The organism is Bradyrhizobium sp. Ai1a-2 (genome assembly GCF_000426245.1).
Taxonomy (GTDB): Bacteria; Pseudomonadota; Alphaproteobacteria; order Rhizobiales; family Xanthobacteraceae; genus Bradyrhizobium.
On the sequence record NZ_AUEZ01000130.1, the window covers coordinates 1 to 11,082 of the forward strand.

General features: G+C 59.4%; 8 protein-coding genes and 3 pseudogenes. 8 read left to right on the forward strand and 3 right to left on the reverse strand.

Annotated elements, in window-relative coordinates:
- Positions 1-290: pseudogene (locus K288_RS0140460) on the reverse strand (transposase); the annotation flags it as partial.
- A gap of 93 nt (positions 291-383) precedes the next feature.
- Here K288_RS0140460 and K288_RS0140465 point away from each other — a divergent pair.
- Complete coding sequence (locus K288_RS0140465; RefSeq protein WP_152535924.1) at positions 384-674, forward strand: hypothetical protein; 291 nt, start codon at positions 384-386, stop codon at positions 672-674.
- Positions 675-1,096: 422 nt separating this feature from the next.
- On the forward strand, positions 1,097-1,477 hold the full coding sequence (locus tag K288_RS0140470; protein ID WP_027584528.1) for a hypothetical protein: 381 nt from the start codon (positions 1,097-1,099) through the stop codon (positions 1,475-1,477).
- Here K288_RS0140470 and K288_RS53870 read toward each other — a convergent pair whose 3' ends face one another.
- Entirely contained in the window at positions 1,478-1,630 is a 153-nt protein-coding gene (locus tag K288_RS53870; protein WP_160169070.1) for a hypothetical protein, read from the reverse strand.
- Positions 1,631-2,870: 1,240 nt separating this feature from the next.
- Between K288_RS53870 and K288_RS53105 the strand changes: the two genes are divergently transcribed.
- From K288_RS53105 to K288_RS51470, 5 genes and pseudogenes are all read left to right on the forward strand, one after another.
- Positions 2,871-3,116, forward strand: coding sequence for a hypothetical protein (locus tag K288_RS53105; RefSeq protein ID WP_152535925.1), 246 nt, complete (start codon positions 2,871-2,873; stop codon positions 3,114-3,116).
- Between the two features lie 161 nt (positions 3,117-3,277).
- Positions 3,278-5,104, forward strand: a complete 1,827-nt coding sequence (glmS, locus tag K288_RS0140490; protein ID WP_027584529.1) for a glutamine--fructose-6-phosphate transaminase (isomerizing) — start codon at positions 3,278-3,280, stop codon at positions 5,102-5,104.
- 535 nt (positions 5,105-5,639) lie between these two features.
- The gene (locus K288_RS48370) at positions 5,640-6,629 is read left to right on the forward strand and encodes an alpha/beta hydrolase (protein ID WP_244443447.1); all 990 of its coding nucleotides are present in this window, start codon (positions 5,640-5,642) and stop codon (positions 6,627-6,629) included.
- Positions 6,626-8,545 carry an MFS transporter gene (locus tag K288_RS48375; protein ID WP_244443448.1) on the forward strand — a complete coding sequence of 640 codons (1,920 nt, stop codon included), beginning with the start codon at positions 6,626-6,628 and terminating at the stop codon, positions 8,543-8,545. Before K288_RS48370 ends, K288_RS48375 begins: the two co-directional genes overlap by 4 nt.
- Positions 8,546-8,608: 63 nt before the next feature.
- A pseudogene (locus tag K288_RS51470) lies at positions 8,609-9,403 on the forward strand (IS630 family transposase); the annotation flags it as partial.
- Positions 9,404-9,660: 257 nt separating this feature from the next.
- Here K288_RS51470 and K288_RS48380 read toward each other — a convergent pair.
- Positions 9,661-10,617, reverse strand: a complete 957-nt coding sequence (locus tag K288_RS48380; RefSeq protein WP_244443449.1) for an IS110 family transposase — start codon at positions 10,615-10,617, stop codon at positions 9,661-9,663.
- 265 nt (positions 10,618-10,882) lie between these two features.
- On the opposite strand from K288_RS48380, the pseudogene K288_RS0140525 reads away from it, so the two are divergent.
- A pseudogene (locus K288_RS0140525) lies at positions 10,883-11,082 on the forward strand (IS110 family transposase); the annotation flags it as partial.

The following is an 11,082-nucleotide window of genomic DNA, read 5'->3' on the forward strand; positions in this document are numbered from 1 at the left end:
CGCAGCGCGCTTGGCGGCCGGCCCTACCATTTTTTTGAAAGAAGCTCGCGAAGGGCGGCCGCATCGAGCATCTGCTCGGCCAGAAGCTTCTTCAGCTTCGCGTTCTCCTCTTCCAAGGCCTTCAGTCGCTTGGCCTCGGAGACATCCATGCCGCCGAATTTGGCCTTCCAATTGTAGATCGTCGCCTCGGAAATCCCATGCTTGCGAGCAAGGTCAGCCGTCTTCGCCCCAGCCTCATGCTCCTTCAACACCGCGATAATCTGCTCTTCCGAAAACCTTGCTCGCTTCATCTGTCCGTCCTTCTGCGGGCCGGACTCTAACTCCATCTGGAGGAAATACGCAGTGGCAGGTCAAAGCTTATGGACTGCTTCGTTGCTGAAACAATGCCGATCTATTACGGCAGCCCGGCAATCACGAGGTTCTTCCCTTCGGACTCAATGGTTCTGATTGATCCAGAGGACAAGAACGTAATTCAAAAGATCCGAGAAATCATCAACTCGGACCTGTGGAAGGAACGTCGTGACGCAATACGAGAGGCGAAGCGGTTGGTTCTTGAGAAATACAATATATTTGCTTATCTCGCGCGCTTCATCGAAAGCGTTCAGGATAGGCCTTTACCGGCGCAAGTGTTACACATCGGTCCGCCTGCGGTCGATTTTGGGAGGGACGAATGAAGTACTCCAACGTTCATTCGTTTCGCGTGCCCGGCGGTTGGTTGTTTGGCGAGGTCGGTACGGAACACTCGGCGGAGAATGCCCACCTGCGCAAAACGGGCCGGCGCGCGGGCACGACGTCATGCGCGCGATCTTGAACCTGGATCGCGAAAGCCAGTGCCAGCCTGGTCGCCTCGTTTGTTATGTATGGCCGCGGCAAGATCGCTCTCTTTCAGGCAAGACCTATCTGCGTAGGATGATCGCCAACGTCATGAGATTGTGTCAGACGCGGCTTGCGTTCACAGAGGCGGTTTTACGCGCCCTTCCAGTAGCGCTTTCCTCCGCCCATATTTTCGTGGAGTTCAATTGTGGTTCGGCCCACGGCGTTTTGTGCGCCGGACCGGCGCCCGCGTAAACCTCAATAAAGCGAAAGGAATCCTGCCATGGAAAAATTCGTATTACGCATCGCCACCGATGTCGGCGTCGACCCGGCTCTCGCAGAGAGGGCCGTTGGCATGATGGTGGGGTTCCTGCAACGCGAGGCAGCCGACGGTCCCGTTGCGCGCATGATCGAGGCCATTCCCGGAGCTTCGGAATCAGTGGCGAAGTATGATGGCGAGGACGCAGAGGGCGGCAGCGTCCTCGGCGCAGTCGGCGGAGGCGGCGTCATGGGTCTCGGCCAGCAATTGATGAGTGAGGGTCTCAGCCTGGGAAAGATCGCCGGCCTTGCCTACGAGACGATCGCCTTCGCCAAGGAACATGTCGGCGACGAACTCGTGGACGAGGTCCTCAATTCCGTTCCCGGTCTTCCCCAGTTCGTCTGATCAGCGGCAGCCGGGGGCGGCGGTCTGATTGCTGATCATCGAATGGAACCGGTCGATCAGGCCGCGGGCTTCTACCAGCACAGGAGCGGCCACCTCAATGTCAGCGATGGTCGCCGTGTCAGCCTTGCTCAGATGATCGCGCGCCGTTGTCATTCAACGCCGCAGCCTGGCGGTGGGGGCCTTCCGCAGTTGCTGATCAGACACTTTGACGGTCCGCCGACGCCGTGTCGCCCACCGGGGCATGACGCGCAGCGAAACCCTAAAGCCCCGCGCCTTCAGTCGCCGCCTTAGTTCGGCACCATTGCGGTAGCCCCGGGTCCATTGCTCGTCGAGCAAGGTCAGATACGGTTCGATCGAGCTGTGCCGCACCCGGAAGATCGCGGGTGATCTGGCGGACGAACTCGCGGCTGTGACCAGTCAGGCGAACGATCTCTTCGATCGGGATGCCTTCCACAGCATGCCCCATGACGGCGACGCTGGTCTCCTCGCGCCGCAGAGAGGCGTCATACCGGAGCTCGGGTGAGCAGGTCCGGATTGACCGTGCTGGCGCCGATTTGCGGCCCGGATCGAGCACATCGACTTGCGCACGGCATCCAGGAGAGCGGCGCTGGCATTCTCAATCAGATGCCAGCGGTCGGCGACCTGGATCGCGTTCGGCGTATCCCACCAGTGGCAGCCCTCTTGTCTGGTTCGGTCGTCTTTCTGAGGATGAGACCTTAAGTCCAAGAATTTGTACTCATGGCCGGAAACGGAAAAATGCCGCCAACCTCGTTCACAGGTTGTGATCCTGCCCTCGCCAGACCTATCGGGTTCATGGCCGGATTTATCCATTGTGCGGATGTGTTTCATCAAAACAATCGATTTTACCTATTATAGAGGATGACGCATATCAAAACGTCGGTTGGGGTAGAATTGAGGCTATATCGGGATGGTTACCCATCCTTCGCTGGCTCCGAGCAAAATTCCCGCGCGTGCGCGGAGTATCAAATGAGGCCATGTCCATTGCGGCACGTTCTTCAAGGGCCTGCGCAAGCTGCATCGCGCCGGTTCGTCGCGCGGATCGCGCGGACTCCTACTCCCGGCAAACCTACGTATGGCTTTTCCAATCGTTTCTATATGGGCCGCTTACCTCCGTACAATTGAGCCAACCCTCGACTTTTTATTAGCCTTGCGACCAATCGGAGCGAGCCGATTGCAGGTGCCCGGCACTTGCAACCCGGCCAACTGGATCGTTTGTCTATCGTAAAATCGTGCCGAAGATGCAGGGGAAACTGTTCAGCGATAGCGAACTCCCCGGAAAGGCGAGCTGACCGACAGTATGAAGTTCTATCGCAGGACACCATGCGCTCCGCCGACCTGCATCGAGTGTCGTCGATCCCTAGGATCAGACGACTTGCGAGACATATCCACGCAGCAGCCCTATTGCGACTACGATTGCTATCTTCATTACCGGGCGAGAAGTCTGTTTGTGCCATGGCTCGCCGTCACACCGGTCGACCATGGGCTCGCGCCTGACTATCTGGCTCACCTCGAAACCGTCACTTCGTTTGCTGCCGCTTCCTGCTGGTATTCGATCGTGCTCGCCGAAGCCGCACTGCGGCTGGGCGAACTGATGATGGCTGAAACTTTTAAGACCTAGTTCACGCGTGTCATGCGGCGAGACCAACTACCCCGACTGCCTTCAAAGAGACGACCCAATGGTATCATAATTCGCTGTAGCTTTGAGTACGTTCAGATGAGTGCAGAAATTCTTGTGGTCTTAAAGATGAGTTTCATTGTATCTGGGGTGCGTTGTTCGGCATGTGCGGGATCATAGGCATATTAGGGCGTGGTCCAGTCGCCGAACAGCTGGTCGATTCACTCAAACGATTGGAATATCGCGGCTATGACTCCGCAGGTGTCGCGACAATCGAAGGCGGCCATCTCGAGCGCCGGCGCGCCGAGGGCAAGCTGAAAAATCTCAAGAAGCGCCTGCGCGGCAATCCGCTGTCAGGTCATGCCGGTATTGGTCATACGCGCTGGGCTACCCATGGCAAGCCAACCGAGAGCAATGCCCATCCGCATGCGACCGGTAATGTCGCGGTCGTCCATAACGGAATCATCGAGAATTTCCGGGAGCTGCGGGCCGAACTTGAGCAGAATGGCGCTAGCTTTGCCTCCGAGACCGATACCGAGGTGGTGGCGCATCTCGTCGAATCCTGTCTGAAAAATGGCTGCTCGCCACAGGACGCGGTGAAAGCGTCACTGCCGCGGCTGCGCGGCGCGTTCGCGCTGGCGTTCCTGTTCAAAGGTCACGACGATCTCATGATCGGCGCGTGCAAGGGGTCGCCGCTAGCGATCGGGTATGGCGACGGCGAAATGTATCTGGGATCGGATGCGATCGCGCTCGCCCCCTTCACCGACACCATCACCTATCTTGAAGACGGCGACTGGACCGTTCTTACCCGCAAGATCGGAATCATCTATGATTCGGAAGGCGCCGTTACCCACCGGGAAACGCTGAAGTCCGGCGCGTCTTCGCTCCTGGTCGACAAGGCGAATTACCGCCACTTCATGGCCAAGGAGATTCACGAGCAGCCGGAAGTGGTTGGGCAGACACTGGCGCAGTATATCGATATGGCCGCCGAGCGGGTCACATTGCCGGTCAAGCTGCCGTTCGATTTCAAGGATATCCAGCGGGTCTCGATCACCGCCTGCGGCACCGCCAACTATGCGGGCTATGTCGGGAAATACTGGCTGGAGCGGTTCTCGCGCCTGCCGGTCGAGATCGATATCGCTTCCGAATTCCGCTACCGCGAGGCGCCACTTCGGAAAGGCGACCTTGCGATCTTCATCTCGCAATCCGGCGAGACCGCCGATACGCTGGCCGCGTTGCGTTACGCGAAGGAGCAGGGGGCGCATACGGTTTCGGTGGTGAATGTGCCGACCTCGACGATCGCGCGCGAGAGCGAGACCGTGCTGCAGACGCTCGCCGGCCCCGAGATCGGTGTCGCCTCGACCAAGGCCTTCACCTGCCAGCTCATGGTGCTGGCCTCGCTCGCGGTCGCAGCCGGCAAAGCGCGCGGCGAACTGTCGGATGCGGACGAAGCCCGCCTCGTGCATAGCCTCGTCGAGATCCCCCGATTGATCGCGGCGGCGCTGACCACGGAGCCGCAGATCGAGAAGCTCGCGCGCGAGATCTCCAAGTCGCGCGACGTGCTCTATCTGGGCCGCGGCACCAGCTATCCGCTTGCGCTCGAGGGCGCGCTCAAGCTGAAGGAGATCTCCTACATCCACGCCGAGGGTTATGCCGCCGGCGAGCTCAAGCACGGTCCGATCGCGCTGATCGACGAGAACGTGCCGGTCGTGGTGATCGCGCCGTTCGACAAGTTGTTCGAGAAGACCGTCTCCAACATGCAGGAAGTGGCGGCCCGTGGCGGCAGCATCATCCTGATGACCGATGCCAAGGGGGCGGCGGAGGCGACCGTCGATTCGCTGGTCACGATCGTGCTACCGGACATGGCGGCGGCCTTTACGCCAATAGTCTATGCCATCCCGGTGCAACTCCTCGCCTATCATACCGCCGTGGTCATGGGCACCGACGTCGACCAGCCGCGCAACCTCGCGAAATCGGTGACTGTCGAATAGGCGGGCAGGGCCAGTGTCGGAGCGGCTGTGGTATTTCAAAGCCAGGGGCGAAGCCCATCTCCGGTCCGGAGGACTGGCTGATCGTAAACAGAAATATTTATCTCTCTAACGTAGCACCAAGCTGACAGATCCGATTTTCTGGTCATCCTCGACACGTCACATTCGTCCTGTAGATGCTGTCAACGTGGGATGGTTTCGATTTGCCTGAGGTTGCTCAAATTGTCGTGCCGCGCAACGTGCGCTTAAGTGCCATCGCATGAATGTTGCAAAAAGAGCGGCCAATTGAGTTTTCGGCCCCGGGGTGCTGGACTTCGGACGTCCGATCGTTCGGAGCTCGGACCTGGTGTGCTGTTTCCTGAAAATGCCCGTTAGCGCTTGAGCTTTCATATCAAGCGCCCATCCGCCGACATCGCCAGTCGATCTGCTGTCCCCACCGGTTGCTCGCCGAGCAAGCGAACCATTGAGATGAGCCCGAGCGCGTCCGAAACAGCTGCATGTGTCGAAAACCGATTACTGATAATCGACACCTCCGTTTTTGTCGCTGCTCGGCCACAACGCCGCCCGATGCGCGGCGTGCCTTGCCGACGCTCCAAAAAGATCGGCGGTGACGATGCCTTTTATTGGGGCAGATGGAATAAAGCTCTACTTCGAGGAGCACGGCCGGGGCTATCCCATCATTTTCGTTCATGAATTTGAATCCGACCTGGGCAGCTGGGAAGCACAGATCCGCCATTTTTCCCGCAGCTTTCGATGTATCACCTACAACGCTCGAGGATATCCACCGAGCGACGTTCCTGATGATCCATCCGCATACGGTTGGGAGTTCGCCGTCCGAGACATTGATGCCGTCATGCGCGGTCTATCGATCGGGCGAGCCCACGTAGTTGGATCGAGCATGGGCGCCTACGCCGCTCTGCTATTTGGGTTGCGCTACCGCGAAGGGGGCAGCGCGATCGTTGCAGCCGGAGCAGGCCTAGGGTCTCCAGCTTCGGATCGTGAGAGCTGGTCAAAGAACGCGACGGTTCTGGCGTGCGCATTGGCGGCACGAGGTATCGATGCCATAGCTGAGAAAATGGCGGGCCACTCAACGCGCATTCGGCTGAAGCACAAGGATCCGAAGGGCTGGCAGGAGTTTGTAGAGCGGCTAAAGCAGCTTTCTGCACGCGGGATGTCCAATACCCTGCTCCAGTGCCAAGCCGTCCGCCCGTCTCTGTACGACTTCCAGGATCAGTTCTCACAGATGCAGGTGCCCGTCTTGCTCGCGGTGGGCGACGAAGACAAGCCATGTCTTGAAACTGGCTTGATGCTCAAATCCACCCTTCCTGCCGCCGGCATGTGGGTGTGCCCCAATACGGGCCATGCCATCAATCTCGAAGAGCCTGCGGCGTTCAACGCGCAAGTTGAAGCGTTCTTTGGCGTCGTCGATCGAGGAAGCTGGGGCCACCTCGACTGGCTGAAACAATCCGCCTCGGGCCATGAGAAGCCAACGGCCGCTCGATTGCATTTCGACGGAGCGCTTCCATGAAGCCGTGGATCGGTGTCCATCTTTCCGAGTCCACCGCCGCGCGGCTGGCAGTTGCAGCGCAAGGTCCGGGGACCAGCAAATCAGCGATCGTTGAGGCTGCGCTCGCTCAGTTCTTCGATGCCGATCGTGACATCAACGGGAATTCAGTTGATCGCCGGCTGAACGCCATTCACCGGAACCTCGAACAGGTTCATCAAGATGTGCGAATTGTAAGCGAGGCTGTTGCGCTTCAGGCTCGATTTCTTCTCGCCGTCACGCCGCCGCTCGCAGCTGCTGACCAACCTGCTGCCTGTCGTCTCGGACTCGCGCGCTTCGACGAATTTGCCGCTCAGGTGACAAGGCGGGTCCATCTAGGAATGTCCCTCATCAAGGAAACAATCGAGCGGGCGAATCCGGAGCATGTTGCATCAGAACCGGTGAGGCAACTAGCGGTGGCGCGCTCAGCAGAGCCGGAACTGAAGGGCGGTGCGACGAATGTCGCCGGCAACAAACCACAATGTCCGCGTTCCGCACGACGGGCACGCTGCGAGCACGAAGTTGATATAAGAGCCGAGCAAACAAGCCTTGGCGCGTCGCGGTCCTTTCTGCTGCCTTGGCGTGCGACGGCGCGACAGCGGCCGCGGGCCTTGCCAGAGTGGCCCTTAATTTTGCGCGTATTCTTACCCTTCGTCGCTGCTTACTACCTTTCCTTTCTCTTTCGCACCATCAATGCAACGATCGCTGGACCGCTGGCTCAGGAGTTCGGTCTGGGTGCAGATGACCTCGGTCTCCTGACCTCCATCTATTTCCTGACCTTCGCGGCGGCCCAGATTCCTATCGGGGTATTGTTGGACCGATACGGTCCGCGGCAAATCCAGAGTGCCGTGCTGTTGGTAGCAGCCGCCGGCGCAACGCTATTTGCTGTTTCTGACAACTTCTTGCTGCTTCTTCTGGGCCGGGCGTTAATCGGTCTCGGCGCTTCCGCAGCATTGATGGCGGGATTGAAGGCTGTCCTTCTCTGGTTTCCAGCCGAGCTGGCCCCACTGCTCAACGGCTTGATGGTCATGCTGGCTTCCCTTGGAGCCGTGACAGCAACATTGCCGACCGAATATCTGCTTGTTTCGGTCGGCTGGCGGGGATTGTTTGAACTCCTAGCCATCGCATCGGTTGGATGCGCGCTTGCAATTTTCCTCATCGTCCCCAGGGCCACGTCGTCATTGGCAGCGAGGGGGACCAGCATTGGACTGCGAATGATTTATACAGATCCTCGCTTCTGGCGTTTGGCGCCGCTCTCTGCGACCTGTATTGGTACGGCCTGGGCGCTACAGGGATTGTGGGCTGCCCAGTGGTTCTCCGATGTCGAAGGCCCGGACCGTTCGGCATTGCTTCGCAATCTCTTTGTCATGGCCATCGCATCGAGTGCGGGCGCCCTGGTTCTAGGCGTCGCCGCTCAAAAGCTCCGTCGATACGGGATAGGGCCACGAGCGCTGTTGGGGTTGGTTGCAGTTCTGTTTTTCCTCGCCCAACTGGCAGTGATCCTGCGAGTACCTCTTCCATCATCCGTTCCGTGGATGATCGTCGCTGGCGTCGGGGCGGCAACCGTCCTTAGCTACGCGATTTTGGCCGATTTTTTCCCCAAAGAGCTTGCTGGACGTGCGAACGCGGCGCTCAACGTCTTTCACATCGGTTGCGCGTTTCTGGTCCAGTGCCTCGTGGACTTCGTGGTTCAGCACTGGACGCCTCAGCAGGGCCACTATCCGGAAGTTGCTTACCAGACCGCCTTTGCAGTGAACCTTGCAGTTCAGTTCATAGCATGGTTCTGGTTTGTCCGCGGGCCTCTATCGGCGGCACCAGGCAGCCGTGCCGCGAGCAAGGGCTCAGTTAGCTCCACAAAGTGGACGAAAGGCGGCATTACCGACACCTGTGCTCCGCTCTAGTCATCTGGAACGGAAGTTCGTCACATTATATGATGGCTCGAATCTCTGTAGGGGAGAGCGCTTGTGGCGAATGCAGGTGTGAGGGGCCGGCCAATCGAGCCGTTGGTGCTGAGTCCGCAAGAGCGAACGTATTTAGAGAGGCAAGTTCGTCGTCATCGTGTAGCCCGGTCGCTATCTGAGCGGTGCCGCGCGATCCTGCGGTGTGCAGATGGCTTGCCAAGCAAGTCTGTGGCTGCCGAACTTGGCATCCATGAACACACCGTTGGCAAGTGGCGCCGCCGATTCTTGAAGGATCGCTGTGATGGCCTGCTTGACGAAGCCCGCCCTGGCCGCCCTCGAACCATCAACGACGATCAGGTTGCTGAGGTAATCGAGCGGACATTGCGTACGACGCCACCCGACGCGACGCACTGGTCGATCCGTTCGATGGCTGCGGAAACTGGCTTTTCTCACACCACGATCCGTCGAATGTGGACGGCGTTCGGCTTGCAGCCGCACCGCAGCCAGACATTCAAGCTGTCGAGCGATCCGCTATTTGTCGACAAGGTGCGCGATATTGTCGGGCTTTACCTGTCCCCACCGAACCGAGCCGTTGTCCTCAGCGTCGACGAGAAGAGTCAGATACAGGCACTCGATCGCGAGCAACCGGTCTTGCCGATGATGCCTGGCGTACCGGAACGTCGCACGCACAGCTACGTGCCGCATGGTACGACCACGCTTTTTGCCGCGCTCGATGTCGCTTCCGGCTTTGTCATTGGCAAATGCTACAAGCGCCATCGGGCGGTCGAATTCTTGAAGTTCCTCAAAGAGGTCGACGCTCAAATCCCTGAGGGGCTCGCTGTCCATATCGTCATGGACATGTGTGGACGCCCCCGTTGGTGCAAGAAGAATCTTTCGAGGAGCACGGAGCGTGGTCGGGTGCTGACATGTGTCCGGCCTTTTGCTGCGGCTGTCACATGCCGCCGGCCCGTATGGGAGTTCGCGGAGCGGGTCCAGTTCAACCTCGCGTGCTCGAGGCGCGTATCCATAATCTGGTTTTCCCGATCCCGTCTCGTTGACCGTTGCGCCATACTCTCCGTTGACCTTCTCACACTCTCAGGGGCCCTGCCGCGGAACTACTTTGCCGCAACCGGAGCCCGATAAGTTCCGCCTCTCGCCATCAATGCCCAGACGATACGCGGCATCTTGTTGGCGAGGGCGACGATCACCAGCATGGGCGGCTTGCGGGCAAGCATACGCGCAAGCCAGGGATCTGCTGTCGAGCCTTTGCGCATTGCCCAACGCACGGCCGCGCTCGCGCCGATGATCAGCAGTCGGCGCAGGGTTCGTTCGCCCATGCGGGATGTCTCGCCGAGCTTCTGCTTTCCGCCCGTGAAGCGCTGCAGCGGGGTGAGTCCCAGCCACGCCGCAAAGTCGCGTCCTCTCTTAAAGGCCTGAGCCGTCGGCACCAGGGCAACGAGCGCCGTCGCCGTGATCGGCCCGATTCCTGGGATCGTCATCAGCCGCTTGGCTTCGGCATCCTCTCTGGCGCGCCGAGCGAGCTCACGGTCGAATCGCGCCACCCTCTCGTCCAGTGATCGCAACTGCTCCACGAGCAGGCGTAGGATCGGTCGGGCCAGCTCAGGAATGTCGGTGTCACGGTCCTCGATCGCTGACACGAGTTTGGCTACATGGGAGGGGCCTTGCGCCGCTACCATCCCGAATTCGGCCAGATGGCCGCGGATCGCATTGATGGTCTGAGTGCGCTGACGCACCAGGAGGTCGCGGGCACGAAACACAATAGCCGCCGCCTGCTGCTCCTCGCTCTTCGCTGCCACGAAACGCATCGTCGGCCGCTGGACGGCTTCGCAGATCGCTTCCGCATCGGCGGCATCATTCTTCTGGCGCTTCACGAAGGGCTTTACATAGTCTGGCGCAATGAGTCGCACCTCATGCCCCAGCCTCGCGATTTCGCGCGCCCAGTAATGGCTGCTGGCGCAGGCCTCCATGGCGACCGTGCAGGCCGGCTGCGCGGCAAGAAATTTGAGCACCTGGTCCTGCGCAGCTTCTTGCGGAAAAGCACCGCTCCTGATGCATCCGCGCCGTGCATCTGGAACACATTCTTCGCCAGATCCAACCCGATTGTGCTAACTTCCGACATGGACGCCTCCGTTCAAGTGATGGTCAACGACACCACTTTGGCACAGCGATGCCGTGAGGGGGCGTCCACATGGGGTAATCGCAGGAGCGAGTTGCCCGAAAACCAATCAGAGACTTGGAGGGCGGCTGTTCCCCGATAGGATGGAAATACGGGCTCACGACTGGTCGCCGGGCCCAAGCATCGAATGGAGAACAGCCATGGACGAGTATATCGGTCTTGACGTGTCGATGAAAGAGACGGCAGTCTCGATCCGTCGAGCAGGTGAACGGATCTGGCGCGGCAAGTGCGCATCAGATCCGAGGATCATCGCCGAACTCATCCGCAAGCGGGCGCCGGCCGTGAAACGAGTGGTTTTTGAAACCGGACCGCTGTCGGTATGGTTCTATCATTCTCTCCG

Coding starts and splice junctions, on each gene's coding strand:
- K288_RS0140465 (WP_152535924.1), top strand. CDS start 384: ATGCCGATCTATTACGGCAGCCCGGCAATCACGAGGTTCTTCCCTTCG.
- K288_RS0140470 (WP_027584528.1), top strand. CDS start 1,097: ATGGAAAAATTCGTATTACGCATCGCCACCGATGTCGGCGTCGACCCG.
- K288_RS53870 (WP_160169070.1), bottom strand. CDS start 1,630: ATGACAACGGCGCGCGATCATCTGAGCAAGGCTGACACGGCGACCATC.
- glmS (WP_027584529.1), top strand. CDS start 3,278: ATGTGCGGGATCATAGGCATATTAGGGCGTGGTCCAGTCGCCGAACAG.
- K288_RS48375 (WP_244443448.1), top strand. CDS start 6,626: ATGAAGCCGTGGATCGGTGTCCATCTTTCCGAGTCCACCGCCGCGCGG.